Source organism: Archangium sp. (assembly GCF_057119385.1).
In genome coordinates, this window is record NZ_DBNGVP010000135.1 from 38,795 (window position 1) to 64,407 (window position 25,613).

The 25,613-nt window shown below is 69.4% G+C and carries 23 protein-coding genes; 11 read left to right on the top strand and 12 right to left on the bottom strand.

All coding sequences use genetic code 11. The annotated features are described in order from the left end of the window. Window position 1: 1 nt before the first annotated feature. Window positions 2-346, bottom strand: coding sequence for a histidine triad nucleotide-binding protein (locus tag AC16DP_RS33040; RefSeq protein ID WP_329734336.1), 345 nt, complete (start codon window positions 344-346; stop codon window positions 2-4). Window positions 347-408: 62 nt separating this feature from the next. Next, the gene (locus AC16DP_RS33045; RefSeq protein ID WP_329734335.1) at window positions 409-1,872 is read right to left on the bottom strand and encodes a glycosyltransferase family protein; all 1,464 of its coding nucleotides are present in this window, start codon (window positions 1,870-1,872) and stop codon (window positions 409-411) included. Between the two features lie 51 nt (window positions 1,873-1,923). Between AC16DP_RS33045 and hprK the strand changes: the two genes are divergently transcribed. The 9 genes from hprK to ptsP all read left to right on the top strand — a co-directional run bounded on the left by hprK (window position 1,924) and on the right by ptsP (window position 11,386). Then, a complete protein-coding gene (gene hprK / locus AC16DP_RS33050; protein ID WP_329734334.1) occupies window positions 1,924-2,889 on the top strand; it encodes an HPr(Ser) kinase/phosphatase in 966 nt (321 codons plus the stop codon). Next, the gene (rapZ, locus tag AC16DP_RS33055) at window positions 2,886-3,752 is read left to right on the top strand and encodes an RNase adapter RapZ (protein WP_329734333.1); all 867 of its coding nucleotides are present in this window, start codon (window positions 2,886-2,888) and stop codon (window positions 3,750-3,752) included. Before hprK ends, rapZ begins: the two co-directional genes overlap by 4 nt. Before the next feature lie 114 nt (window positions 3,753-3,866). Further along, window positions 3,867-6,509, top strand: coding sequence for a DUF5916 domain-containing protein (locus AC16DP_RS33060; protein ID WP_329734332.1), 2,643 nt, complete (start codon window positions 3,867-3,869; stop codon window positions 6,507-6,509). A 311-nt stretch (window positions 6,510-6,820) separates the two neighbouring features. Next, a complete protein-coding gene (locus AC16DP_RS33065) occupies window positions 6,821-7,273 on the top strand; it encodes a PTS sugar transporter subunit IIA (RefSeq protein WP_329734331.1) in 453 nt (150 codons plus the stop codon). A gap of 33 nt (window positions 7,274-7,306) precedes the next feature. Next, a complete protein-coding gene (locus AC16DP_RS33070; protein WP_329734330.1) occupies window positions 7,307-7,792 on the top strand; it encodes a PTS sugar transporter subunit IIB in 486 nt (161 codons plus the stop codon). A gap of 4 nt (window positions 7,793-7,796) precedes the next feature. Beyond that, entirely contained in the window at window positions 7,797-8,513 is a 717-nt protein-coding gene (locus AC16DP_RS33075) for a PTS sugar transporter subunit IIC (protein WP_329734329.1), read from the top strand. Continuing rightward, window positions 8,510-9,277: a PTS system mannose/fructose/sorbose family transporter subunit IID gene (locus AC16DP_RS33080; RefSeq protein ID WP_329734328.1), complete on the top strand. Its 768-nt coding sequence runs from the start codon at window positions 8,510-8,512 to the stop codon at window positions 9,275-9,277. The genes AC16DP_RS33075 and AC16DP_RS33080 overlap by 4 nt, the downstream gene beginning before the upstream one ends. Window positions 9,278-9,302: 25 nt before the next feature. Continuing rightward, window positions 9,303-9,581 carry an HPr family phosphocarrier protein gene (locus AC16DP_RS33085; protein WP_073565448.1) on the top strand — a complete coding sequence of 93 codons (279 nt, stop codon included), beginning with the start codon at window positions 9,303-9,305 and terminating at the stop codon, window positions 9,579-9,581. A 41-nt stretch (window positions 9,582-9,622) separates the two neighbouring features. Continuing rightward, window positions 9,623-11,386 (top strand): phosphoenolpyruvate--protein phosphotransferase, encoded by a 1,764-nt coding sequence (gene ptsP, locus AC16DP_RS33090; protein WP_329734327.1) that lies wholly within the window; start codon window positions 9,623-9,625, stop codon window positions 11,384-11,386. Window positions 11,387-11,437: 51 nt separating this feature from the next. Here ptsP and AC16DP_RS33095 read toward each other — a convergent pair whose 3' ends face one another. The 10 genes from AC16DP_RS33095 to AC16DP_RS33140 all read right to left on the bottom strand — a co-directional run bounded on the left by AC16DP_RS33095 (window position 11,438) and on the right by AC16DP_RS33140 (window position 23,738). Further along, entirely contained in the window at window positions 11,438-11,968 is a 531-nt protein-coding gene (locus AC16DP_RS33095) for an MgtC/SapB family protein (RefSeq protein WP_329734326.1), read from the bottom strand. Between the two features lie 6 nt (window positions 11,969-11,974). Then, complete coding sequence (locus tag AC16DP_RS33100; protein ID WP_329734325.1) at window positions 11,975-12,568, bottom strand: MXAN_6521/LA_1396 family lipoprotein; 594 nt, start codon at window positions 12,566-12,568, stop codon at window positions 11,975-11,977. Window positions 12,569-12,631: 63 nt separating this feature from the next. Further along, on the bottom strand, window positions 12,632-13,657 hold the full coding sequence (locus AC16DP_RS33105) for an inorganic phosphate transporter (RefSeq protein ID WP_329734324.1): 1,026 nt from the start codon (window positions 13,655-13,657) through the stop codon (window positions 12,632-12,634). Further along, complete coding sequence (locus AC16DP_RS33110) at window positions 13,657-14,283, bottom strand: DUF47 domain-containing protein (protein ID WP_329734323.1); 627 nt, start codon at window positions 14,281-14,283, stop codon at window positions 13,657-13,659. The genes AC16DP_RS33105 and AC16DP_RS33110 overlap by 1 nt, the downstream gene beginning before the upstream one ends. A gap of 106 nt (window positions 14,284-14,389) precedes the next feature. Further along, entirely contained in the window at window positions 14,390-14,743 is a 354-nt protein-coding gene (locus AC16DP_RS33115) for a response regulator transcription factor (protein ID WP_329734322.1), read from the bottom strand. Window positions 14,744-14,860: 117 nt separating this feature from the next. Beyond that, window positions 14,861-16,387, bottom strand: coding sequence for a pyridoxal phosphate-dependent decarboxylase family protein (locus AC16DP_RS33120; RefSeq protein ID WP_329734321.1), 1,527 nt, complete (start codon window positions 16,385-16,387; stop codon window positions 14,861-14,863). Between the two features lie 25 nt (window positions 16,388-16,412). Next, on the bottom strand, window positions 16,413-18,026 hold the full coding sequence (locus AC16DP_RS33125) for a xylulokinase (protein ID WP_329734320.1): 1,614 nt from the start codon (window positions 18,024-18,026) through the stop codon (window positions 16,413-16,415). A 122-nt stretch (window positions 18,027-18,148) separates the two neighbouring features. Further along, window positions 18,149-20,806: an efflux RND transporter permease subunit gene (locus tag AC16DP_RS33130; RefSeq protein WP_329734319.1), complete on the bottom strand. Its 2,658-nt coding sequence runs from the start codon at window positions 20,804-20,806 to the stop codon at window positions 18,149-18,151. Between the two features lie 159 nt (window positions 20,807-20,965). Further along, the gene (locus tag AC16DP_RS33135; protein WP_329734318.1) at window positions 20,966-23,065 is read right to left on the bottom strand and encodes a site-specific recombinase; all 2,100 of its coding nucleotides are present in this window, start codon (window positions 23,063-23,065) and stop codon (window positions 20,966-20,968) included. A 97-nt stretch (window positions 23,066-23,162) separates the two neighbouring features. After that, the gene (locus tag AC16DP_RS33140; protein ID WP_329734317.1) at window positions 23,163-23,738 is read right to left on the bottom strand and encodes an ABC transporter substrate-binding protein; all 576 of its coding nucleotides are present in this window, start codon (window positions 23,736-23,738) and stop codon (window positions 23,163-23,165) included. A 244-nt stretch (window positions 23,739-23,982) separates the two neighbouring features. On the opposite strand from AC16DP_RS33140, the gene metK reads away from it, so the two are divergent. Together metK and AC16DP_RS33150 are read left to right on the top strand one after the other, a co-directional pair. After that, window positions 23,983-25,140 (top strand): methionine adenosyltransferase, encoded by a 1,158-nt coding sequence (metK, locus tag AC16DP_RS33145; RefSeq protein WP_483956916.1) that lies wholly within the window; start codon window positions 23,983-23,985, stop codon window positions 25,138-25,140. A 134-nt stretch (window positions 25,141-25,274) separates the two neighbouring features. Next, window positions 25,275-25,613: adenosylhomocysteinase (locus AC16DP_RS33150; RefSeq protein WP_483956917.1), on the top strand; the 339-nt coding region annotated here is incomplete at its 3' end.

Below are 25,613 nucleotides of genomic sequence, written 5' to 3' on the forward strand. Positions count from 1 at the left end.
ACTACCCCGGAGGCCACTCCATGGGGCGTCCACCGAGCAGGTGCAGGTGGATGTGGAACACCGTCTGGCCGGCGTCGCGGCGCGTATTGAGGACGAGCCGGTAGCCGCTGTCGGCGAGGCCCCGCTGGCGCGCCAGCTTCGCGGCGGTGAGGTGCAGGTGGCCCACCAGCTCGCGATGCTCCACGGTGACATCATTCATCGTGGGGATGTGCTCGAGCGGGATGACGAGCAGGTGCGTGGGGGCCTGGGGGTTGATGTCCTCGATGGCCAGGCAGTGGTCATCCCGGTGGACGAGCCTCGCGGGAATGTGACCGTCGCGAATCTTGCAGAAGATGCAGTCGGACATAGGCGGCCCGGCTTAGCAGCGGCGTGCCCGGTGGGAAATGCTCCCGGTGGGAAAACGTTGGCTCACGGAAGGCGCGAGGACCAGGCCGGATCCGGCGTGCAGCGGCCGTGCGGCAGGCGCATCAGCACGAAGGGGCCCTCGGAGGCCACCACCTCGCCATCGGGCATGGTGCCCACGGTGAGCACGTGGCTGTAGAGGCGGGACTCGTGCCCCGGGCCATGGTCCGCGTAGAGGGGCACGTCGCGGTGGAAGTAGCTGTAGCCGCCCGTCCAGGCCAGGTGGAGCCGCTCCACCTTCAGGCCGCACACGTCCGGGAGCTTGCCGGCGGTGATGAGCAGGCGGTTGACGGGGCCGAAGTCATCCCAGGCGTTCTGCAGGGACTTGGGCCCCGGGTACTGCCCGAGGTCCCGGAAGGTGAGCCCTCCCATGCGGAGGCCGGAGAGGCTCGCCACCGCCACCACCGCCAGCGGCAGGGCGATCCGGACGGGGGAGGGCGGCAGGCGGCGCAGCACCGCGTCCAACCCCACGCCGGCGAGCGCGGCGAACAGGGGCAGCACGGGCAGCAGGAAGCGCAGCTCCTTGTGGGGCTGCAGCGCGTGGAGCAGGTAGAAGGCGGCGGCCACTCCGAGCAGGCCCGGGGCCCTCCGCGCCGCGAGCAGCGCCAGCCCCACCGTCACCAGCGTGACGCCGCCCATGGCCCGGAACAGGACGCGGTTGTAGAAGCTGAAGGGCTCGACGCCGAAGGTGGCGGCCCCGTTCTTCACGACGTTGAAGTCCAGGTACACCAGGGCCGAGTGGAACCAGCGGCCCCAGGTGAGCTTGTCGAGCAGTCCGAAGAGGAAGGCCCACCCGGCGAGCACGGCCAGCGCGTCGCGGACGGCCCGCCAGTCGCGCCGTGCCGCCAGCACCGCCAGCAGGCCCACGCAGAAGACGCCATTCTGCAGGCGCAGCAGCACGGCGAGCCCCAGCAGCGAGGCCCCCACCATCCCCGCCCGGCGCGAGGCCCCCGGTGCGAGCGCCAGTCCCAGTCCTAGCACCACCGGCAGCGCGGAGGCGTTCTCGCTCATGGCCCGGGGGGCGAAGTAGAGCGGCACGGCCGCCACCGCGAAGAGCGAGGCCCCCGCGCTGGCCGCCAGCGGCGAGGCCCCGTATGCCCGGGCCAGCCTCCAACTCCCCCAGGCCGTGGCGGCTCCCACCAGCCCGAAGAAGGCCCTCGTCAGGCCCAGGTACCCCCGCGGCTCCTCCAGGCCCACCAGCGCCGACAGCTTGAACAGGGCGGCCACCAGCCCGGGCAGGGTCCAGTTCCGGGCCCCCTCGAGGAACTCCCACGCCTGCATCCCGTAGCCGAAGACGAGCCGGTGGGCCGGCTCCAGGCTCTGGTAGATCTCATCCGGCCACGCCACGCCGTCATCCGTGAGCGCCAACCACACTCGGAGTGTGGCTCCCACCCCGAGGAGCAGGACGAGGACGGCCCGGGCGAGGAGCCGCTCGGCGGGCGTTTCGGGGGAGGGAGGGGAGGCGGACATGAGGGATCACCACGCAAAAAGTCCGGCGGGGGTGATATTCCACCCTTGCCGATGAACTCAATCCGGGTCTCACAACTCCTCGAGGATCGCGAGTACGATCTCCGGCTCACCCTGGTAGCGGGCGAGCGCGGGGTGCAACGCCGTATCAACTCCTCGCGCATCCAGAAGCCGGGGCTGGCGCTCACGGGCTTCACCGAGCACCTCCACCCTCACCGGGTACAGGTGTTCGGCAACACCGAGGTGTCCTACCTGCGCACGCTCCCCGAGGAGCGGCAGCGCGAGGTGCTGGACTCGCTCTTCCAGGAGGAGCTGGCCTGCGTGGTGGTGACGAAGGACATCGCCCCGCCCCCGGCCCTGCTGGAGGCGTGCGAGAAGGCCGGGCTGACGCTGATGCGCACCCCGCTGCTCTCCAGCCAGTTCATCCAGCAGGTGCAGGCCTTCCTGGAGGAGGCCCTCACCGAGGCCAGCAGCCTGCACGGCGTGTTGATGGACGTGTTCGGCGTGGGCATCCTGCTGCTGGGCAAGAGTGGCATCGGCAAGAGTGAGATCGCCCTGGACCTGGTGATGCGGGGCCACCGGCTGGTGGCGGACGACATCGTGGACGTGACGCGGCGGCGGCCCGGCGTGGTGTACGGCGCGGGCAACCCCGTCATCCGCCACCACATGGAGATCCGCGGCCTGGGCATCATCAACATCAAGGACCTGTTCGGCGTGGCCTCGGTGCGCGAGCGCAAGAAGATCGAGCTCGTCATCGAACTGCACGAGTGGGATCCGCAGCAGGAGTACGACCGGCTGGGCGTGGAGGACCGGTTCATGAACATCGTGGGCGTGGACATCCCTTTGTCGGTGGTGCCGGTGCGCCCCGGCCGCAACATGACCACCATCATCGAGGTGGCCGCGCGCAACCAGTTGCTCAAGCAGCAGGGTCACCACTCGGCGAGGGAGTTCGCCGAGCGGCTCAACCGCGCCATCGCCGAAGGGGCGATGCGCCGCTCCATGGGTGAGGAAGTCGAGTGAACACGGCCCCGGCCAAGCACGTCGTCATCATCTCGGGCATGTCTGGCTCGGGCAAGTCCACCGCCATCCGCGCGCTGGAGGATGTCGGCTTCTTCTGCATCGACAACCTGCCGGTGTTGCTCCTGCCCAAGCTGACGGAGCTGGCCGGAGGCGGGCAGTTCGAGCACCTCGCGCTGGTGGTGGACGCGCGCGAGGGCATCTTCCTGCACGAGGCGCCGCGGGTGCTCGACGAGGTGCGCCGGGCGGGGCACCACGTGGAGGTGCTCTTCCTGGACGCCAGTGACGAGAGCCTCATCCGCCGCTTCAGCGAGACGCGCCGCCGCCACCCGCTGGCGCCCACGGGCAGCGTGTCCGAGGGGATTCAAGCCGAGCGCGAGGCCCTCAAGGATCTGCGCGAGCTGGCCGATCAGGTCATCGACTCGTCGGTGCTCAACGTGCACGACCTGAAGCGCATGGTGCAGGCGCGCTTCAACCCGGAGCCGGCGAGCGGGCCGTCGCTGTCTGTCATGTCCTTCGGCTTCCGGCACGGGGTGCCGCCGCAGGCGGACCTGGTGTTCGACGTGCGCTTCCTGCCCAACCCGTACTTCGTCCCGGAGCTCAAGGGGCTCACGGGGAAGGACCCCCGGGTGGCCTCGTACGTGCTGGACCGCGAGGAGACGCAGCAGTTCGTGGAGAAGGTGGTGGACCTCTGCCGCTTCCTCTTCCCGCGCTACCAGAAGGAGGGCAAGGCGTACCTCACGGTGGCGCTGGGGTGCACGGGGGGCAAGCACCGCTCGGTGGCCATCGCCGAGGAGCTGCGCAAGCGCCTCGTGGGGGACCACCCGCGCGTGCAGCTGTGGGACCGCGACGTCGAGAAGGAGTAGGCGCGCTCCTCTCCCTTTTATTCCGGGGGGTTCCGAGGCGGCTCGCCCCGCGAACCGGCGAGGGGCGCTCCCCAGGCAGGCGATCTCGTTCGGACTCGCATCCGGAGTGCGGGTATGGTTCTTCGCCCCGCCATGTCGCGCTCCGTCCTCGTGCTCGCCGCACTCAGCGTCCTGCTTCTCGGAAGCCTCTCCGCCCACGCCCAGCCCTCCACGGCCGGGGAAGGGCGGCGCCTGGAAGCCGTGCGCGTGGAGCAGGGCCCGCGCGTGGATGGCGTGCTGGATGACGAAATCTGGCGCCGCATCCCCTTCACCAGCGACTTCACGCAGAAGGAGCCCGAGCAGGGCAAGCCGTCCACGCTGCGCACCGAGGTGGCCTTCGTCTACGACGCCGAGGCCCTCTACGTGGGCGCGCGCATGGCCAGCGACAAGCCCGAGGACATCGAGACGGTGATGACCCGGCGCGACGAGAGCGGCTCGGCCGAGCGCCTCATCATCTCGCTGGACACGTACCGGGACCGGCGCACCGCCTACAGCTTCGCCGTCACCGCCGCCGGGGTGCGCGTGGACTGGTACCACCCGCAGGACCACGAGTACGTCCGCGACTCCTCCTACAGCCCCGTCTGGGAGGCCCGCACCACGCAGACGTCCGAGGGCTGGGTGGCAGAGCTGCGCATCCCCTTCTCGCAGCTGCGCTTCAACGCCGCCGAGCAGCAGGTGTGGGGCCTCAACATCAACCGCTACATGCCCCGCCGCAACGAGGACACCTTCTGGGTGGTGGTGCCGCGCGACGTCACCGGCTGGTCCTCCCACTTCGGCGAGCTCACCGGCATCCGCGGCGTGGCGCCCTCGCGCCGCATCGAGGTGGTGCCCTACCTCGCCGGGGACCTCCAGGCCTTCTCGGGGGCCAACCCGCGCGTCGGCACGCCCTTCGAGAGCCGCGCCCCGTACTCGGGCCGCGCGGGCCTGGACGCGAAGATTGGCCTCGGGCCCAACCTCACCCTGGACGCCACGGTGAACCCGGACTTCGGGCAGGTGGACGCGGACCCGGCCCAGGTGAACCTCACCGCCTTCGAGATCTTCCTCCAGGAGCGCCGCCCCTTCTTCACCGAGGGCAGCCAGCTCCTCAACAACAGCAGCGGCTACGGGCCCGCCTACTTCTACTCGCGCCGCGTGGGAGGCTCGCCGCGGCTCTCCGCGTCCGCGGACTTCGTCGAGTCCCCCCGCGCCAGCACCATCTGGGGCGCGGCGAAGCTCACCGGGCGGCTGTCCTCGGGCCTGTCGCTGGGCGCCCTGGGGGCCTTCACCGGCGACGCCTTCGCGGACACCTATGACTTCTCCTCCGGGGTGCAGGACCGGGTGAAGCTGGACTCGCGCACCGGCTTCGGCGTGCTGCGCGCGCAGCAGGAGCTGGGCCCCGGCGGCTCGGTGGTGGGGGCCACCGCCACCACGATGTACCGGCACATCGGCCGGGGGCAGGGCCTCACGTGGCTGCTGACCCGCGAGGCGTACTCGGGAGGCGCGGACTTCCGGCTGCGCGTGGGCAGCGAGTACTTCGTCTCCGGCTACGCGGGCGGCAGCCTGGTGCGCGGAGACGCCGCCGCCATCACCCGGCTCCAGGAGTCCAGCGCCCGCTTCTTCCAGCGGCCGGACCAGTCCTACGTGCGCGTGGACCCCGAGGCCACCGCGCTGTCCGGCTACACGCTCGGCGCCAAGGTGGAGCGGGTGAGCGGTGAGCACTGGCTGTGGAACGCCAGCGCCAACGCGCTCTCCCCGGGCTTCGAGCTCAATGACGTGGGCCGGCTCAACACCGCGGACGACCTCGACGCCCGCCTGGGCCTGACGTACCGCGAGACGAACCCGGGCCGCCTGCTGCGCAACTGGCAGCTGGGCCTGGCCGCCGCCTCCAACTGGAACTATGGCCTCACGCGCCAGTCCAGCGAGCTGGTGCTGACCGGCGCGGCCACCTTCCCCAACTTCTGGGCGGGCGAGTTCCGGGTGACGTACCTGCCGCGGGCCTTGTCGGACTCGCTCACCCGGGGCGGGCCGCTCATGCGGACGGCGCAGGGCGTGGACGGGGAGATCTCCCTCGAGAACAGCTTCAATGACACCACGCGTTGGAACGTGACCGGCGCGCTCTGGTCCTTCGAGCAGGGCAGCCACGGCGGCTTCGTGTCGGCCGGGCTCACCCTGCAGCCCCACCGGCGCCTGCGCCTGGGCCTCGAGCCCGCCGTCTTCCTCTACACCGACGGCATGCAGTACGTGGACACGCTGGAGGGAGGCGGCCCCGGGACGTTCGGCAAGCGCTACGTCTTCGGCTCCGTGCAGCGCCGCGAGGTGGCGCTGCGGCTGCGCGCCAACCTCTTCCTCTCCCCGGACCTGAGCATCGAGGCCTACGCCGAGCCCTTCGCCTCCAGTGGCTCCTTCAGCGGCTTCGGCGAGCTGGAGCGGGCCGGGGGCACCCTGCGCCGCTACGGCTCCTTCTCGCGCTCGGCCGACGGGGGCGTGGAGCTGGTGGACGGCGACGCCTCGCTCCGCCTGGACGACCCCGACTTCAACCTGCGCTCCTTCCGCAGCAACGTGGTGCTGCGCTGGGAGTGGCGGCTCGGCAGCACGCTCTTCCTCGTGTGGCAGCAGGACCGCTCCACCCCCTCGGCCCGGACCGACCCGCTGTCTCCCCGGTTCCTCGGTGATGCGCTCACTTCACCCGGTGGGCACACCTTTGCCCTCAAGCTGAGCTGGTGGTTCCCCGCCGGCTGACTCCTCCCTCTCCCGCCAGGTGAGGGCCGGGTGAGCGTTGCCCCCCTGCGCGCTCACACGCCCTCCCACGCATCTCCCTCTAGAGGGGGGGCGTCCCTGCCTCCTCGTCTGGCAGCCGACAGGGGCTCGTCCGAAAGACGGTGAAATTGCGGGCGGGGGACCGGAAGCTGACTTACCTTCCTTCAGGAAGGGAAGGTGGGCGGGAGTGGGGTGGTGGCTTGGGTGCCAACGGAAACTTTCGGTGGGGGTTGCGCATCGCACCATTCAGGCGTAGTCAGGTCCAGCCCTGGGGGGGCTGGTGAGAGGTGATCATGGTCGGCCTCGTAGTGGCATCGCACGGACGTCTGGCGGACGAGCTGGTAGCGACCGCTGAGCAGATCGTGGGCAAGCTGCCCGCGGTGGCGACCTGCAACATCGAGCCTGGAACCTCCGTCGAGGATCTCCGGGCGAAGATGCGGCAGGCGGTGGCCGAGTTGGACCAGGGCGATGGCGTCATCGTCATGGCCGACCTTTTCGGCGGCACTCCGTGCAAGGAGTCGCTGATGATGTGCTCGGAGCGCTGCCAGTCGGGCAAGCTGGAGGTGCTCGCGGGCGTGAACCTCCCCATGCTCCTCAAGGCCAACTCCCTGCGCTCCGAGGACCTGCCGCTGGCGGAGATGGCCAGCCAGCTGGCGTCCTACGGACAGCGCAACATCACCTGTGCTTCAGCCCTGTTGCGCGAGGCCCAGCAGCGTCAGGCGCAACCGGCCGTGCCGCGAACTTGACGGCCCCCCGAGGGTGGGCGATTCGAGACTGCTGTGATCTCCCTGGTCCGCGTCGACAACCGCCTCATTCATGGACAGGTCGTCGAGGCCTGGCTCCCGCATTTGAAGGTCTCGCGCGTCGTCGTCGCTGACGACGAGGCGGCCAGCAGCCCGTTGGTGCGCGCCGCCATGGCCCTGGCGGTACAGAGCGCCATCGAGGTGCAGATCTTCCCGCTGGCGCAGGTGGACTTCGCCGGCATCTCCAAGGACTCCATCAAGACGCTGGTGCTGCTGCGGGACGTGGCGGCGGTGCCCTTCGCCCTGGCGCACGGGCTGAAGGTGGAGCAGCTCAACCTGGGCAACGTGCACTTTGGGACGGGCCGGCGGCAGGTGTCGCCCTCCGTCTTCCTCGCCGAGTCGGAGCTGCAGGCGCTGCAGCGGCTGGCGGAGGAGGGCGTGAAGGTGGAGGCGCGGGCGGTGCCGGCGGAGAAGCCGGTGGAGCTGGCGGACCTCAAAGAGCGGTGGGGAAAGGCGGGATGAGGCCGTGAGCGTGGGCTGGACCCAGGTCGCGCTCGCCGGCGTCTGGGGCGGCCTCGTCGCGGTGGAGCGCAAGGCCTTCCTGCAGGCCATGTTCTCCCGCCCGCTGGTGGCGGCCACCGCCATGGGGCTGCTGCTCAACGACGTGCCCTCGGGGCTCTTCATCGGCATGCTGCTGGAGCTCTTCCACCTGGGCACGGCCAACCTGGGCGCCTCGCTGCCGGACAACGACACGCTGTCGGCCACCGGCACCTCCGCCGCCGCGGCCACCATGGCCGCCGCCACCGGCGCGGGCTCCACGCCGGCCCTCTGGTCCATCGCCATCCTCCTCTTCATCGGGCTGGCGCGGGTGGGCCTCTTGGTGGACCGGGTGTTGGAGCGCTACTCGTCGCGCCTGGCGCGCAAGGCCATGGCCTCGGCCGAGGCCGGCCAGCTCACCCGGGCCATGCAGCAGAACCTCTGGGGCATGTGGCCGCACTTCGCCCTCTTCGGGGCCATTACCGCCGCGTGCGCGCTGGCGGGCTTCTTCCTCGGGCCCTTGCTGGAGCGGCTGCCGCTGCCGCTGCTGCGGGGCCTGGCGTGGGCCTACCCGGCCATGGCCTCGGTGGCGGCCTCCATCGCCGCGCGGGGCAGCCATGCCCGGCGGGCGCCCCTCTTCGCGGGCCTGGGCGCCGGCCTCGTCACCCTGGCCGTGCTCCTCGTCCTGCTCCGGGGGGGCCCGTGAGCGCCGTCAGCCCGCCCCTCACCCGCGGAGTGCTGCTGCGCGTCTTCCTGCGCTCGCTCTTCCTGCAGGCCTCGTGGAACCCCCAGGGCATGCAGAACCTGGGGCTGGCCTACGCCATCTACCCGGCGCTGGAGCGGCTCTACCCGGAGAAGCAGGCCCTCGAGGAGGCGGTGCGCCGGCACCTCGTCTTCTTCAACACCCACCCGTACGTGGCGGCGGCCATCGTGGGCGGCGTGCTCTACCACGAGCAGCGCATCGCCCGGGGCGAGGAGCCGCCGGACCGGGTGGTGGCCTTCAAGGCGGCCCTCATGGGCCCGCTGGCGGCGCTGGGGGATGGCTTCTTCTGGCTGTCACTCAAACCGGCCACCGGGGCGGTGTGCGCGGCGCTGGTGCCCATCCTGGCGGCGTGGGCGGCGGTGCTCTTCCTCGTCCTCTACAACCTCGTCCACCTGACGCTCCGGGCCCGGTTGTACTTGCTGGGATTGTCGTTGGGGGACAGGCTGGTGGAGGCGGTGGCGAGGGCCAATCTCCCCACCCGGGGAGCGAAGCTGCGGGCGGTGGCGGCGGCGTGCGCGGGCGGACTGGCGGCCTGGCTGGCCGTCACCTTCGGGGCCAACGCGGGGGGCCGCTTCGCGCCCCTGCTGTCCGCGGGCTGCCTGGCCCTGGGGGTGGTGTCCTACCTGCTGGTCGCCCGGCGGGTTCCGAACTACGTGGTGCTCTACCTCGCCGCCGGGCTGGCCTGTGTGGCGGGGGCTTTTTTGTAGAAGAAGAGGAGAACAGGGACTGGCAATGTCGAGCGTGGCCGAAGGGACATTCGAGATCATCAACGCCCTGGGGTTGCATGCCCGGGCGGCGGCGCAGCTGGTCCAGGTGGCCAACCGCTACAAGAGCGAGGTGACGCTCCTGTGCGAGGGCCAGAAAGCCAACGCCAAGTCCATCATGGGCGTGCTGATGCTGGCGGCGGCGCAGGGCATGGAAGTGACGGTGACGTGCAAGGGAGACGACGCCGAGGCGTGTCTCCAGGACATCCAGAAGCTCATCGCCAACAGGTTCGGCGAGTCGCAGTGAAGCCACACGCGCGGCGAGCCGCCGCAGACGAAGAAGGGACCGTGAGCAGCCAGGCCACCCCCACGTTGAGTCTGAAGGGCATCGGCGCCTCTCCGGGCGTGGCGGTGGGCCACGCCTACATCCTGGACCGCAAGCGGGTGCGCACCCCCAAGCTGCGGCTGGCCGAGGCCGAGGTCGACCCCGAGCGCATGCGCATGAAGACGGCCCTGGAGCTGTCCGACCGCCAGCTCTCCGAGCTCAAGGAGCAGATAACGCGCTCCGAGGGTCCCGAGCACGGCCTCATCATCGAGGCGCACCGGTTGATGCTCCACGACCCGATGTTCGTGGACGAGGTGAACCGGCTGATTGTCGAGGACCGCATCAACGCGGAGTGGGCGGTGCGGCGGGTGGCGCGCAAGCTCAAGCACCTCTTCGACAACATCCCGGACGAGTACTTCCGGGAGCGGCGCTCGGACGTGGAGTACGTGGCGGACCGGGTGGTGCGCAACCTGATGGGGCAGGTGGTGGACGAGGAGGTGTCGCTGCCGGACCACGCGGTGGTGGTGGCGCACGACCTGTCGCCCGCGGACACGGCGATGATGGCGCGCAGCGGGAGGGTGGCGGGCTTCGTCACGGACCTGGGCGGCCAGACGAGCCACACGGCGATTGTGGCGCGCGCCCGCTCGACGCCCGCGGTGGTGGGGGCGGGAAGGGCCAGCGAGCAGATCTCTCCGGGAGACCTGGTGGCGCTGGATGGCTCGCGCGGCCTCATCCTCGTCAACCCCACGGAGGAACAGCTGGCGCTCTTCCACGAGACGATGCGCCGCCACGCGGAGATGGAGGCCCGGGCACTGGAGGCCAAGGACCTGCCGGCGCAGAGCACGGATGGCTACCGCATCCGGCTGGTGGGCAACATCGAGTTCCCGGAGGAGATCTCCTCCCTGCTGGCGCACGGGGCGGAGGGCATTGGCCTGTACCGCACCGAGTTCATGTTCCTGGACCGCAAGAGCCCGCCGACGGAGGAGGAGCAGTACCGGGCCTACCGGCAGGTGCTGGAGGCGATGGGCGGCCGGCCCGTCACCATCCGCACGCTGGACCTGGGCGGGGACAAGGTGCCGGGGAAGACGAAGCACGAGAAGGAGCCCAACCCGGCCATGGGGCTGCGGGCCATCCGCTACTGCCTGGCCAACCGGGAGCTGTTCCGGGTGCAGCTGCGCGCGCTGCTGCGGGCGAGCGTGCACGGGAACATGCGGATGATGTTCCCGCTCATCTGCGGGATGAGCGAGCTGCGCGAGGCCCGGAGCGAGCTGGAGGCCTGCCGCACGGAGCTGGGGCGCGCGGGCGTGCCGCTCGGCAAGCGCTTCCAGGTGGGCATCATGGTGGAGACGCCGAGCGCGGCCCTCATCGCCGACCGGCTGGCGCAGGAGGCGGACTTCTTCTCGGTGGGGACGAACGACCTCATCCAGTACTCGCTGGCCATCGACCGGCAGAACCGGGACGTGGCGTACCTGTACAAGCCCCTGCACCTGTCGGTGCTGCGCTCGCTGAAGAACATCGTGTCGGCGGCCAAGGGCGCGGGCATCCCGGTGGCCATGTGCGGCGAGATGGCGGGCGACCCCATCTACGCGCTGGTGCTGCTGGCGCTCGGCTTCGACGAGCTGTCGATGACGGCGGGGCAGATTCCCACGGTGAAGGGCATCATCCGGGAGTCCAGCCGCGCCGATGCGCAGCAGCTGCTCGAGACGGCGATGGAGCTGACGACGGCGGAGGAGATCGAACGCTTCATCCGCACGGAGATGGACCGGCGCCTGGGCGAGCAGCCGTGAGCCCGTGAGAGGCCCCTCTCCCTTTGGGAGAGGGCTGGGGTGAGGGTCTGCCTACTTCAGGAGCTTGCCCGGGTCCGGAGTGTCCTCCGTGGGCTCCAGGGAGGACAGGTCGCGATCGGCGACGAGCCCGTACTTCTTCCGGAAGCGGCGGATGGCGCGCTCGAGGAAGCGCAGGCCGACGAGGCAGAAGAGGGCGAGCCCCACGGTGGCGACGGCGAGCAGGGGGACACCCATCCCGACGGCGAGGCCCACGGAGGCGGTGAGCCACAGGTTGGCGGCGGTGGTGAGGCCCCGGACGCTGGTGCCATGGCGGAGGATGGCGCCACCGCCGAGGAAGCCGATGCCGACGACGACCTGGCTGGCGATGCGGGTGATGTCGGCCCGGACTTCCTGGTGCGTCTCGGCGCCGAGCGGCTGCTCGGCGAAGAGGCTGGTGAGGGTGAAGAGACAGGAGCCGAGGCAGACGAGGATGTGCGTGCGCAGCCCCGCGCCCTGCCCGCGCAGCTCGCGCTCGAAGCCGAGCGCGAACCCGAGCCCGAAGGAGATGCCGAGCCGGAGGAGGGCGGTGCTCTGGTCCACCATGGGCGGTTATTCTCCGAGCTCGATCTTCTCGACGACGTCCTCGTCATTGAGGGTGGGGCGGGGGAGGGTGTCGAGGGTGGCGCTGAGGAGGCGGAAGGTGGGGCCGACGTAGGGGGCGACCTCGGAGCCGAGCTCGCTGGAGTACTGGACGGTGAGTTCCTTGTAGCGCTCGTCCTCGGAGGGCCAGCTTCCGGCGGCCTCGGCGGCCCAGACCTCCTGGCCGTCGCGGCAGCGGAGCAGCTGGGCCTTCACGGCGGCCTCCACGCCGCTGGTGGAGCGCTTCACGTCGGGGGAGAGCCAGAGGATGCCCTCGATGCCCTCGACGCACAGGCCCTTGTGGGAGGTGTCCTCGGGGTTGCCGGCGAGGGCGATGTTGGCCTTGGCGATGAAGTCGCGGTTCTGGTTGACGTAGCGGCGGGCGATGAGGCTCCACAACTCGCCGACTTCCTGCTTGCCGTCGGGGAGCGGCTGGGTGACCACGGCCAGACGCTTGACCTGGGTCTTGTCCACGGTCTCGTAGTCGGGGCGGACGCGGCTGCTCTTCACGGTGGCACAGCCGGCGAGCAGCACGAGTCCCAGAACGAGCGCGAGTCGGTTCATCGTCGATTTCCTCTCCGGCCCTGCTCCCGGCACGGGAGAGGGGCGCCCGTTTCTACACCACTCTCACCCCACCGCCATCACGACGAGCCGGGACAGTCCGTAGACGAGCACGGCCATGAGCGCCGAGGCGGGGATGGTGAACACCCACGCCCAGATGATGCGGCCGGCCGTGCCCCACTTCACCGCGCGCCAGCCCTTCGTCGAGCCCACGCCCGTGATGGCGCCCGTGATGGTGTGCGTCGTGGACACCGGGATGCCCAGCTTCGCCAGCGCGATGATGGTGACGCCTCCGCCCGTCTCCGCCGCGAAGCCGCCAATGGGCGCCAGCTTCGTGAGGCTGTGTCCCATCGTCTTCACGATGCGCCACCCTCCGAAGAAGGTGCCCAGCGCGATGGCCGCGTGGCACGAGATGATCATCCACCAGTCGATGTGGAAGGGCCGGTCCTTCCAGATGGTGCCGAACAGCACCACCGCGATGATGCCCATCACCTTCTGCGCGTCATTCGTGCCGTGGCTGTAGGAGAAGATGGCCGACGACACGAGCTGCAGCCGCCGGAACCACGTGTCCACCTTCAGCGGCGTCTGCTTGTGCACCGTCCACGTGCTCGCCACCATCAGCGCCGTGCCCAGCACCATGCCGATGAGCGGCGAGAGCACGATGAAGGCCGCGATCTTCGCGATGCCCGAGCCCACCAGCCCCGCCATCCCGAGCACCGGCAGCGTGGCTCCAATCATTCCTCCCGCCAGCGCGTGCGAGGACGAGGACGGCAGGCCCCACCACCACGTCAGCAGGTTCCACGCGATGGCTCCCATCAGCGAGGAGAAGATGACCAGCAGCACCGCCTGCGGGCCCGCCGCCCGCAGCATCTCGAAGTCGATGATGCCCTTGCCCATGGTGTTGGCCACCTTCACCCCGCCGCCAAACGCCGCGATGAAGTTGAAGAAGGCCGCCCACGCCACCGCCAGGTTCGGCGACAGCACCCGCGTGGACACCACCGTGGCGATGGAATTGGCCGCGTCGTGAAAGCCGTTGATGAAGTCGAAGACGAGCGCGACCGCGACGATGAGGACAACCGCCGTGAGCAGCATTACGAGTGCTCCAGGACCACGCCTTCGATGACGTTCGCCACTCCCTGACACTTGTCCGTGGCCGTCTCGATGAGGTCGTAGATCTCCTTCCACTTGATGATCGTCAGCGGGTCCGCGCCGCTCTTGAAGAGCCGGCCCAGGCCCGCGCGCAGCACCTCGTCCGCCTGCGTCTCCAGCCGCTTGATCTCCTTGCAGCCGGCGAGGATCTGCTCGGGCTTCTTGATGAGCCGCAGCGCCGCCACCACCTCCTGCACCTTCTCGGCGCTGAGCACCAGCAGCCGCGCCAGCTCGGTGGCGTCCGGCAGGGTCGTCTGGATCTCGTAGTAGTGGATCCGCGCCGCCGCGGCGTTGGTCAGGTCCAGCACGTCGTCGATGCGCCCCAGCAGCGTGTGGATCTGCGCCCGGTCGAACGGGGTGATGAACTGCTTGTGCAGCCGGTTGAAGGCGGTGTGCGTCACCTCGTCGCCCTTGTGCTCAATGTCCTTCAGGGCCTGCACCCGGGCGCCCACGTCCCGGAAGTCGCTCAGCAGGGTGTGCAGCATGCGGGCGCCTTCCACCGTGACAGCACACTGGGCATCGAAGTCGTCGAAGAACTCATCCGACTTGGGCATCAGCTTCTCGAGCATCGCGCTTCTCCTGGGCCGGACTCGACGCGTCCAGTCACCCATCCGTTGCGAGGGCGTGACTACAACACCTGCGCATAAGTACCAGCATGAAAGATGAGTGGGAGCTTCAGGGAGTTCGTAGCAGCGCTGTGACACGCGCCACCACCTCCTGAACCTTGAAGGGCTTGAGGATGACCTCCGCCCCCGGGAGGCGGGCGTGGGCATCCGGACGGGCGGAGATCACCAGGACGCGCAGGGGGCGCGTGGCCGGGCCGGCCCGGAGCTGGCGGTACAGCTCCGCTCCATCCATGTCGGGCAACATCAGATCCAACAGGACCAGGTCCGGGAGGGCCTCGTGCACCCGCGCCAGGGCTTCCGCTCCCGTATGCGCCTGGGTGGTGGTGAAGCCGGCCCGCCCGAGGTTGTACGCCAACAGCCCCGCCAGGTCCGGCTCGTCATCGACGATCAGGATGTGCGGCATGCGCGGACTGTAGGTGCCCGCGGTTCACGCGCTCGTGACACTTCTGTGACACCTGGGGCGGAGCCGCACTCGCCGCCCGGGTCACCGAGCCGCCGCGTCCGGCGGCTCCGCGAGCGATCAGACCTTGTAGATGAGGTCCATGTACTTCTTGAGCAGATCGCTCAAGAGCCCGCGGAAGGGCACGGTGCCCGCCATGCCGTAGACGGGCGCCATGGTGCCCTTCTCCTCCGGGTGGGCGCGCACGTGCTCGACGCCGGCCTTCAGGTCCTCGAGGAAGCGCTCGGCCACGCCGGGCTGCGTGTGCCGCTGGGTGACGCACAGGTGCACCGCGGCCGGCTTGTGCAGCCCGTTGAGGCTCCAGCCCTTCTCGCCCATGTGCTCCATCACCTTGTAGATGTTCACGTCGTCCGAGCCGAAGGCGATGACGAAGAGCGGCTCTCCGAGCACGTGCAGGCCCGGGATGGCGCGGATGCCCCGCTTGAGGGTGTCCGCCGTCTCCAGGATGCGGCGGGTGGCGTCCAGGTAGCCCTCCTCACCGGTGGCCACGAGCGAGGCCCAGGCGGCCGCGATGAGCGCCCCGGGCCGGCTGCCGGAGAAGGTGGGGGAGAAGTAGATGCCGCCGGGCCACTCGGTGGCGGTGAAGTACTGGTACGAGCGCAGCGCGGTGCCCCGGTACAGCACCACGGACGTGCCCTTGGCCGCGTAGCCGAACTTGTGCGTGTCCGCGGACATGGTCGTCACCCCGGGCAGCCGGAAGTCGAACTCCGGCACCGGGTAGCCCAGCTTGCGCGCCCACGGCAGCACGAAGCCGCCCAGGCACGCGTCGGTGTGGAAGCCGATGCCCCGCTTGCGCGCCAGCTCCGACAGCTCCTCGATGGGATCGATCACCCCATGCGGGAACCCCGGCGCCGAGCCGATGAGCACGATGGTGTTGCGGGTGATGGCCTTGCGCGTGGCCTTCACGTCCGCGCGGTAGTCCGGCCCCACCGGCACGCGCACCATCTTGATGCCGAAGTAGTGCGCGGCCTTGTCGAAGGCCGGGTGCGCGCTCGAGGGCGCCACCATCTCGGGATGGGTGATGCCCTTCGTGTCGCGAGCCCAATCCCGGTACGTCTTCATCGCGAGCATGATGCTCTCGGTGCCACCGGAGGAGAGCGCGCCGCAGATGTGCTCGTCCGGCGCCCGGCCCGCGTTGGCCTCGGCGGCGCCGAGCATGTGGGCCGTCATGGCCACCACCTCGGCCTCGAACTTGGTGGCGCTCGGCCACAGGTCCGCGTGCAGCGGGTTGGCCTGCGAGTTGATCGCATACACGCGGTTGAGGAAGTCGATGTGGCTGGAGTCCCCGTGGTACACGGCGCCCGACACGTAGCCGTCCTTCCAGCGGTCCTCCTCCTTCGCGCGCATCTCCTCCATCTGCTCGAGCACCTCCTCGTGCGAGAGGCCCTTGGCGGGCAGCGCTTCGAAGGTGGGCGTCTGGCCGCGGTAGGGCTTCAGTCCGCCCTCCAGGTCGGCCAGCATCGAGTCCGTCTCCTTCTCCAGCCGGTCTCGCAGCAGGGGGATGTTCTTGAGGTACCGCTCCGCCGCCGACAGCAGGCGGGGAGGGACGCGGTTGAGGAGGTTCGTTCCGAGCTCGGGTAGATCCATGGGTTGCAGTGCTCCCGTGTTCGACTCAGGCGCTCCGGGCGCGGTTGAGCCGCGCGAAGATGGCCTTGTTGGACTTGTAGAGGTTCACGAATTCGCCGAAGAGCTCGTCATAGAGCCCGCGATTCTGGGGGTTGGGCTCGAAGGTGTTCGCCACGGGAACGAGCGAGGGAATCTCGTCCACCGTGAGGTGTCCGAGCGCCAGGGCCGCCTGGAAGGCCGCGCCGCGCGCGTTGGCGAGCACGGGCTCGTCCACCTGTTGGATGCGCCGGTCCAGCACGTCGGCCATGATCTGACACCACAGCCGGGAGCGCGCTCCGCCGCCAATGATGCGGAGCGAGTCCAGCCTGCGGCCAACGAACTTCTCCACGTAGGTGAAGAGCCAGCGCGAGTTGTAGGCCACGCCCTCGAGCACGGCGCGCACCATGTGTCCGCGCGTCGTCTTGAGGGACTGGTTGAAGAAGCCGCCGCGCAGGTACTGGTCATCCACGGGGCTGCGCTCGCCGTTGAGCCAGGGCATGAAGATGAGCTGGTCGCTGCCCGCGGGGACACTCGCGGCCGCCTTCTCGAGCACCTGGTAGAGGTCCGCCGGGGCCTGGCCCGGGTCTCCAGTGTTGCCGTGGCGGGCGAGCTCCTCGTGGCCGAAGAGGATGTTGTCCTTGAGGAAGGACAGACAGAGGCCGGCGGACTCCTGCTCGTTGGTGAGGATGTAGCGGCCCGGGAGCGCCGAGGGCAGGGTGCCCATCTGGTGGAAGACGTCCGTCTTCTTGAAGGGCAGGTGGGCGGCGATCCACGAGGACGTGCCGACGCACAGGTGGGGCTCGAAATCGCGCACCGCCCCCGAGCCCACGGCGGCGGCGAGGATGTCCGGAGCGCCGGTGATGACCTGGACCTTCTCGCTCAATCCCAGGGCGCGGGCGGCCTCGGGTTGCAGCGGGCCGAGCACGCTGGCGGCGGGCACCAGGTCGGGCAGCTTCTCGCGCGGCAGGCCCGCGAGCTGGAGCAGCTGCTCGGCGTAGTGGATGCGCTGGAGGTCCCGGTTGTCGGTGACCCAGTGCAGGGTGATGGTGTCGAAGGAGGAGGCGAAGCGGCCGCTCAACCGCAGGTTGAGCCAGTCCTTGGGCTCCAGGAACTTGTAGGTGTCGCGGTAGAGCTGGGGGTGCTCGCTCTTCAGATAGAGGATGTGGCCGAACGGGTCCTTCCCCGAGAGGGTAGGCGCGCCGCCGGTCAACCGCACCCAGGTAAGCAGGCGGGCGAGGCCGAAGCCCTCGACGGGCATGAAGCCGTGGGCGGCGCGACGCACGTGGGGAGCGCCACGCGAGTCCATCCAGATGATGGCGGGATGCAGGGGCTTGCCGCGCTCGTCCACGGCGACGGTGCCGGACCACTGGGAGCTGATGTTGATGCCGACGATGTCGTCCGCGGAGACGACTCCCTTGCCGAGCAGGCGGCGGGTGGCGCGGACGATGGCGGACCACCATGCCTCGGGGTCCTGCTCGGCGCCCCCGTCGGGCAGCAGCTGGACCGCCTGGGGCTCTACCTCTCCGCCGACGATGGAGCCGCGGAGGGTGACGGCCGCCAGCTTCACGGCCGAGGTCCCGAGGTCGATGGCGAGGATGCAGGGGTTCCCGGAAGTAGGCACCCCGCAAATGTAACGAGCCCGGGCCGGGAAGGGACATTTCGCGTCTCCTTCCCCGGAGCCCGGGCTCTTTCTCACTTCACGAGACCCGGTACTTTCCGGGCCCCTGTCTCAGCGGGAGTGCTTCAGGCCGCCTCGGACTCGTCGTCCTTGGAGGGCGACGGGGAAGGCGTATGCGCCACGCCGTCCTGCACCTTGCGCGGCAGCCGATCCCACATCACCTGCATCACGGCGGCGAGCACCGTGAAGGACACCACCAGCGTGGTGATGAGGCCGATGCACGCCACGAGGCCCATGGACTTCAGGCCGTTGTGGCTGGCGATCAGGAGAGCGGCGAAGCCCGCGGCCGTCGTCAGCGTGGACGAGGCGACCGCCGCGCCCACGCTGCGCAGCGCCACCACGGGCGAGGTGCCCTCCAGGAAGCGGTGCAGCAGGTAGAGGCCGTGACTCACGCCGAAGCCCAGCAGGATGGGCAGGATGATGATGTTCATGAAGTTCAGGTGCAGATCGAACATCGTCATCAGGCCGAGCATCATCGCCAGACCCACCGTGAGCGGGATGACGGAGGCCAGCGCCAGCTTCACGTTGCGGAAGTCCAGGTAGTGCATGACGAGGATCCACAGCGTCACCAGCATCACGGTGAGCTGGCCGTCGCCGAGCACGATGCGCGCCAGCCGCGCGAAGAGCTGGGCCGCGCCCGCCGCGCGGCGCACCTGGGCCTCGGCGATGACGTGGCCCTGCGCATCCTTCACCTCGGGGGTGGGGATGTTGTTCGTCTGGTCCACGAACGTGAGCATCTTCTTGCCGTCCCACAGGTCCACGCTCGGGTAGATGAACGTCAGGTAGCCGTGGTTCTCCGGCTTCGTCTCCGGCAGGTGGCGGAACTGCGAGGCGTAGATCTCCGGCACCCCGTGCACGTCATAGGGCCGGGCCTCCAGCATCTTCTTGAAGAGGGCCGCCTTCTCCTGCGCCTCCGGAGGCAGCGCCGCCACGTCGATGTCCTTCAGCTCCTCCTGCCACTCCTGGAGGATTTTGGCGTTGGCCGCGGCGCGCTCCGGGGGTGGCACGAAGGTGTAGATGCTCACCACCTGATCGATGGCCGAGTACTTCGTCTTGCGCTTCTCCGGATCCTCGAGCTCGTCGTAGATGGCCTTCGCCTCCTCCAGCGTCTTGCTGTAGACGGCGATGGGATCGGCGGACATGTCGAAGCGCTGGCTGATCTCATCCTGCAGCTTCACCGACGACTGGCCCTCGGGGATGAGGGCGCGGCTGTTGTAGTTGAAGCGGATGCCGGCCTTGATGCGGTCCGCGAAGGAGGCGGGCTTGTCCGTGGGCACGTCCACGTCGCTCCACGGGACGGCGAAGAAGCACAGGATGGCCACGATGACGGTGCTGACGCCGAGCATCAGGCCCGGCTTGGGGATGCGCAGCTCCTTGCCCGTGGTGGCGCTCTGGGTGGCCGGCGGCTTCATCTCGCCGATGAGCTTCTTGGGCAGCTCGGGGTTGATGCGGCCGGCGATCGCCAGCAGCGCCGGGCTCCAGGCGAAGAGCAGCACGCCGATGATGAAGGTGCCGCAGCCGGCCAGGAAGCCGAACTGGCTGAAGCCGCGGAACTCGCTGACCATCAGCACGAAGAACGAGCCCGACGTCACCACCGCGGACACCAGCGCCGGCCGGCCCGCGTTCACGATCGCGTCCTGGATGGCCTGGTCATACGGCTTGCCCTGGCCCAGCTCCAGCCGCGTGCGGAAGATGAAGTGCAGGCCGTAGTCGATGCCGAACCCCAGCAGCAGCGCGCCCAGGATACTGGTGATCATGTTGAGCTCGCCCACGGTGAGGTAGGTGAAGCCCATGGTGATGATGGTGCCAATCACCGTGCCGATGGACACGATGAGCGTGGGCACGATCTTCCGGAAGGCCAGGATGGTGATGAAGAAGATGGCCGCGAACGCCAGCAGCGACACCGGCTCGAGCGACTCCTCGATGGCGTACGAGTCATCCACCGCCGTCTTGTAGGAGCCGGTGAAGCCGTAGGCCACCAGCGTCTTGTCGCCCATCTTGTCGTAGTCCTCGACGAGCTGCACGCCGCCGGACTTCTCGCTCTGGGAGTAGGCCGCCAGGTCCTTGCGCAGCTTCTCCACGTAGACCTTCGTCTTGCCGAGCTGGTTGGAGTCCCACATCGGCTTGATGAGGATGAGCATCATCTTCCGGTCCTTGGAGATGTAGTAGTCATCCCGGATGCTCTTCTTGCCGACGCTGCTGTACTTGTCGACGAGGTCCTGCATCTCGAGCTTCACCGGCTCGGTCTTCTGGATCTCGATGAAGAAGGGGTTGTTGCGGCGCAGCTGATCCTTGAGGTACGCCATGATGCGGCGCTTGCCCTCGGCCAGGTCCTCCGTCTTGATGAAGAGGCCCATCTGCTGCTGCACGAACTCGACGGGCACCTTGTAGGTGATGAAGCGGACGTTCTCCTTGTCCGCGTTCAGCCCGGCCGCGATGTCGTCGGCGACCTTCTTGAGCGTGGCCTCGTCCTCGCCGCGCAGGCCCATGATGAGGTAGCCGCTGCCACCCACCATGTCGATGACGCGCTTGACGTCCTTCACCTCGGGCAGGTCCTGCGAGATGAGGTCGAGCTGGTTGGAATTGATGGTCAGCTTCGTGGTTCCCCACAATGCCGCGCCGGTCAGCGCGAGGATCGCGAGGATGACGAGCCCGGGCCTGCGCACCATCAATCTGGCGTAGGCGAGAGCAAAGCGGGGCGTCTTGTGGGTCGAGTCACTCATGCGGTCGCGGACCCTACCGGAGAACCGCCCTGTTCAGAAGCACGGTGAGAACCCTCGGCTGCCCGGCTGCTGCGACTCCCTCTCCCTCTGGGAGAGGGGTGGGGTGACGGTCAAAATATTCCCCGGTTTTTCGAGTCCGGGATTTCAACCAGGGTGGACTCAGGCCCTGGGGGGCAACAGGAAGGCGCGGGGCTCTCGCAGGAAGCGCGCGCTCATCAGCCGCACCAGCCGCACCACGTCCCGCACCGGCACGTCCCGCGCCCGCAGGGCCACGCCGAGGGCCAGCGAGAAGGACACCCCGAAGTTGATGGCCAGGGTCACTCCAATGCCACCCAGGGCCGCGAGGAAGTCCGGCCGCAGCACCGCCGTGGGCCCCAGCGCGTAGCCGGCCAGGCACAGCTGCCCGAAGGACAGCGTCACGTGCCGCACGTCCAGGGGCAGTCCGAAGAAGTTGCCCACCACCGGAGGCAGCGCCAGCAGCACGCCGATGCTCACGTTGCCCCCCAGCCCGGCGATGTTCCGCGAGAAGAGGCCCGCCAGCTTCTTCGCCCCCGTGTCGCCCAGCGCCCGCCGCAGCACCCGGTGGTGCGCGAGCGCCTCGGGGATGCGCCGGTACACCGCCCAGTTCTCCACCCACCCAGCCACGAGGCTGGACAGCCACAGCAGCACCCCCGTGAGCGCCGCGTAGAAGACGGTGCCGCTGTGCCACGGGTGGAGCGCGTCCACCACGTAGTGGGCCTGGGCCGGGTTGAGCAGCGGGCGCCCCTTCCACCACGCGAAGAGTATCGACAGCCCCACCGCCGCCGGCAGCACCGTGCCCATGTTCGCCAGCGCCGTGGCGATCTGCGAGCGCGTGATGCGGGGAATCAGCTCCACCAGGTGCGACAGCCGCCCGCCCGTGCCGCCCGTGCCGCCGATGGCGCTCCCCAACGTGGCCGCCGTCATGGACGGCTGCTTGGTGGCCAGCGTGGAGCCCGTCACCTGCATCATCAGGAAGCTGCCCACGTAGGTGCCCGCCAGCGCCAGCCCGTAGAAGAAGGGCGCCAGCGCGAGCGTGGCCGCGTACAGCTTGAGGATGGCGGTGACGGCCGTGATGAGCCCGCCTCCCGCCGCCGAGTGCACCAGGTGGTGGTACTCGTCCCGCGTGGTGGAGATGTAGTGCTCGCCCGAGTGGCCCGCGCGCTCGATGACCTTGCGAGCCAGCAGCCGCGCGTTGCTCGCCACCACCGCCCGCACCGAGCGGTCCGTGTGCGCCCGGCGCAGCAGGTCCGCCACCAGCACGAGCCCCTCGCGCCAGCGCGCCTCGCCCGGCGCCGCGCCCAGCACCCGGGCGATGGCCTCCATGCGCTCCAGGCTCCGGCGGATGCGCTCCAACCGGTACACCAGGTCCACGCTCACCCCGTACTGCTCCAGGTGGCTGGAGACGATGGCCACCACCTGCCGGCACTCCTCCACCACGTCCCCGAGCTCCCGCAGCGAGTCCGGCGCGGCGTCGCGCGCCAGCACGCCCTCGCACACCCGGCGCAGTTTCAGGAAGGGCGAGGCCCGGAAGGACACCTCCGGACAACGGTCCCTCACGTCCTCGGCCAGTCCCAGGGCCGCCGTCTGCACGGCGAGCAGGCCCAGGGCATCCACCAGCGAGGCCCGCACCACCAGCGCCGGGCTCCTCACGGGAGGCAGGGTGCCGCCCTGCGACAGGTCGGCGAGCCGCGCCAGCAGCTCGGGCGGCAGGGCCTCCAACCAGTCCGCGTCCTCGGGGTCCGGAAACAGCCGCAGCAACAGCTCCGAGAGCTGATGGTCCTCGGGCGGCGAGGGCAACAGGCGGCGGGCGAGCCGGTCCAACACCTCGCCGAAGAAACCCAGTCCGGCGGGCAGGCCCACCTGGGAGAAGAGCTTCAGTCCGCTCGTCGCGGCCATCACCTCGCGCACCAGGGCGGCCACGGGCTCACGGGCGGAGGCTCTCGCCTCCAGCACCCGGAGCAACAGGGCCAGGCGCGTCACCACCGCGGGGGCCTCGGGCTCGGCGGGCTCCATCAAGCCGAGCGCGGGCTTGGGGTCCCTCAGCCAGGCGACGCAGCGCTCCACCCACTCCAGGCGGGCTTCCAGGCCCTCCGTGGGTACATCGGCCAGCAGGTGCTGGAGGTCCCTCACGGCCGGGTGGCCCGGGGCGCGTGGGGCGAACTGCACGCAGAAGGCGTCCACCTCGCGGGAGGAGCGTCCTTCTCGCACGGGGACGGGCTGGGGCAGCGGACGGGACATCGGCCCCTCCTCTCTACTTCACCTGTCCCCGAGTACAACCGGCTTCACCTCCGGGCGCCCGGCTGCCCGGCTCCCGGAGGTGGAATAACCACTACTTCTACTTCTTGCTCAGCTCGGCTTCCTTCGCGCGCATCAGCTCCAGCAGCTTGTCCCAGCCCCCCTGCTTCAGGATGGGCCGCACCTGGTCATCGCGGATGCCGGTGAGCATCGAGTCGCCGAGCACCGCCACGTCCAGCACCTTCCAGCCGCCCTGGCTCTTCACCACGGTGTACTGGAGCTTCATCTCCTGCTTCTTCAGCGGGTGCTCGATGACGACGGTGGACTTCACGTTCGCCTTGTCGCCCTCCACGGCCGGGTCGTCATAGGTGATGGAGGCCAGGTTCTTGAAGTTCTCGCGCACCTTGGGGAAGGCGATCTTCGCGAAGAGGCTGTTGAAGAGCTTCGTGAACTCCTTGCGCTGGGCGTCGGTGCCCTTCTCCCAGTCCTCGCCGAGGAGGAAGCGGCCCTGCTCCTCGTTGGCGAGCTGCTTGAGGGCCAGGTCATCCTTGCTGTAGCGCACGGACTGCACGACGGTCTTCACCGGCTTGGCAATGGTCTCATTGGGCGCGGCGAGCGCGGGGAGGGCAAAGGCGAGGGTGGCCAGCAGGGTCAGGGAGCGGAGACGGGCGTTCATTCAGGTCCTTCCTTCAGAGGGCTGCCTCTGTAGCGCAATGGAACGGCTGGGAGCGCGCGAAATTCACGCGGCGCCCGGCGTGGGGCCCGGGGGCCAGGCCGCCTGCCCGGTGTGCTCGAAACACGCCATGCGGGCGAATTTTCCGCTTGTCTCGGGGTTTGACTCCCCTGGAGCCCAACGTTTAGTGTCCCCGCTCTTCTAAGCCGTTGACGTGGGCCGTACCCCCTCCGAAGCCGAAGACGACATGCCGACCGACTACCTGTTCACCTCTGAATCCGTCACTGAAGGGCACCCGGACAAGATCGCCGATCAGATCTCCGACGGCGTGCTGGACGCCATCCTCTCCAAGGATCCCCAGGGCCGCGTGGCCGTGGAGACCCTGGTGAAGACGGGCCTGGCCATCGTCGCCGGCGAGGTGACCACCAACTGCTACGTCGACATCCCGAAGATCGTCCGCAGCACGATCTGCCGCATCGGCTACACCGACAGCTCCATGGGCTACGACGGCAACACCTGCGGCGTCATGGTGGCCATCGAGGGCCAGAGCCAGGACATCGCCCGGGGCGTGGACAACAAGAAGGAGCAGGGCGCCGGCGACCAGGGCATGATGTTCGGCTTCGCCTGCGACGAGACGCCGGAGCTCATGCCGGCTCCCATCCACTACGCCCACGCGCTCACCCGGCGCCTGGCCGACGTGCGCCGCAAGACGCACGACTGGCTGCGCCCGGACGGCAAGAGCCAGGTCACCGTCGAGTACCGCAACGGCCGCCCGGCCCGCATCGACGCGGTGGTGGTGTCCACTCAGCACTCGGATGACGTCTCCAACAAGCGCATCCACGAGGCCATCCGCGAGGACGTCATCGCCAAGGCGCTGCCCAAGAAGCTCATCGACGCCAAGACGAAGATCTACATCAACCCCACCGGGCGCTTCGTCATCGGCGGCCCCATGGGCGACTCGGGCGTGACGGGCCGGAAGATCATCGTGGACACCTACGGCGGCATGGGCCGTCACGGTGGCGGCGCCTTCTCGGGCAAGGATCCGTCCAAGGTGGACCGCTCGGCGGCGTACATGGGCCGGCACATCGCCAAGACGGTGGTGGCCGCGGGCCTGGCTCGCCGCTGCGAGGTGCAGGTCTCCTACGCCATCGGCGTGGCCGAGCCCGTGAGCGTGCTGGTGGACACCTTCGGCACGGCCACCGTGCCCGAGGAGCGCATCCAGCAGGCCATCCGTCACACGTTCGGCCTCAAGCCCCGTGAGATCACCGAGTACCTGGATCTGCTGCGGCCCATCTACCAGAAGACCGCCGCGTACGGTCACTTCGGCCGCTCCGAGAAGGAGTTCACCTGGGAGCGGACCGACAAGGCCGAGGCGCTCCGCGCCGCCGCGGGCGCGAAGCGGTAGGCGCGTCCCGTCCTCGCCTCCGCCCCCGGCGCATGGGGGCGGCGCCCCGCGGGGCCCGTCGGACGGCGGGCCCTTCGGCTTTCCGGCTTGGGCTTGGTATACCGGCCCTCGCACCCCCACCCCTTGGAGCACCGATGGCAGCCACCAGGAAGAAGCCCGCCCCGAAGAAGCCCGCCCCGAAGCGGGGCGCCGCCCCCTTCGAGTACCGCGTGAAGGACCTCTCCCTCGCCGAGTGGGGGCGCAAGGAGATCGAGCTGGCCGAGAAGGAGATGCCGGGCCTGATGGCCGTCCGGAAGGAGTACCGGAAGGCCCAGCCGCTGAAGGGCCAGCGGATCACCGGCTCGCTCCACATGACGATCCAGACGGCGGTCCTCGCCGAGACCCTCGCCGACCTCGGCGCGGAGGTCCGCTGGGCCAGCTGCAACATCTGCTCGACGCAGGACCACGCGGCGGCGGCGGTCGTCGTCGGCCGC

Excerpts from the sequence above, each read along its gene's own strand:
- AC16DP_RS33040 (WP_329734336.1), bottom strand. The coding sequence starts at position 346 with ATGTCCGACTGCATCTTCTGCAAGATTCGCGACGGTCACATTCCCGCG.
- AC16DP_RS33045 (WP_329734335.1), bottom strand. The coding sequence starts at position 1,872 with ATGTCCGCCTCCCCTCCCTCCCCCGAAACGCCCGCCGAGCGGCTCCTC.
- hprK (WP_329734334.1), top strand. The coding sequence starts at position 1,924 with ATGAACTCAATCCGGGTCTCACAACTCCTCGAGGATCGCGAGTACGAT.
- AC16DP_RS33060 (WP_329734332.1), top strand. The coding sequence starts at position 3,867 with ATGGTTCTTCGCCCCGCCATGTCGCGCTCCGTCCTCGTGCTCGCCGCA.
- AC16DP_RS33065 (WP_329734331.1), top strand. The coding sequence starts at position 6,821 with ATGGTCGGCCTCGTAGTGGCATCGCACGGACGTCTGGCGGACGAGCTG.
- AC16DP_RS33085 (WP_073565448.1), top strand. The coding sequence starts at position 9,303 with ATGTCGAGCGTGGCCGAAGGGACATTCGAGATCATCAACGCCCTGGGG.
- AC16DP_RS33095 (WP_329734326.1), bottom strand. The coding sequence starts at position 11,968 with ATGGTGGACCAGAGCACCGCCCTCCTCCGGCTCGGCATCTCCTTCGGG.
- AC16DP_RS33100 (WP_329734325.1), bottom strand. The coding sequence starts at position 12,568 with ATGAACCGACTCGCGCTCGTTCTGGGACTCGTGCTGCTCGCCGGCTGT.
- AC16DP_RS33105 (WP_329734324.1), bottom strand. The coding sequence starts at position 13,657 with ATGCTGCTCACGGCGGTTGTCCTCATCGTCGCGGTCGCGCTCGTCTTC.
- AC16DP_RS33110 (WP_329734323.1), bottom strand. The coding sequence starts at position 14,283 with ATGCTCGAGAAGCTGATGCCCAAGTCGGATGAGTTCTTCGACGACTTC.
- AC16DP_RS33115 (WP_329734322.1), bottom strand. The coding sequence starts at position 14,743 with ATGCCGCACATCCTGATCGTCGATGACGAGCCGGACCTGGCGGGGCTG.
- AC16DP_RS33120 (WP_329734321.1), bottom strand. The coding sequence starts at position 16,387 with ATGGATCTACCCGAGCTCGGAACGAACCTCCTCAACCGCGTCCCTCCC.
- AC16DP_RS33130 (WP_329734319.1), bottom strand. The coding sequence starts at position 20,806 with ATGAGTGACTCGACCCACAAGACGCCCCGCTTTGCTCTCGCCTACGCC.
- AC16DP_RS33135 (WP_329734318.1), bottom strand. The coding sequence starts at position 23,065 with ATGTCCCGTCCGCTGCCCCAGCCCGTCCCCGTGCGAGAAGGACGCTCC.
- AC16DP_RS33140 (WP_329734317.1), bottom strand. The coding sequence starts at position 23,738 with ATGAACGCCCGTCTCCGCTCCCTGACCCTGCTGGCCACCCTCGCCTTT.
- metK (WP_483956916.1), top strand. The coding sequence starts at position 23,983 with ATGCCGACCGACTACCTGTTCACCTCTGAATCCGTCACTGAAGGGCAC.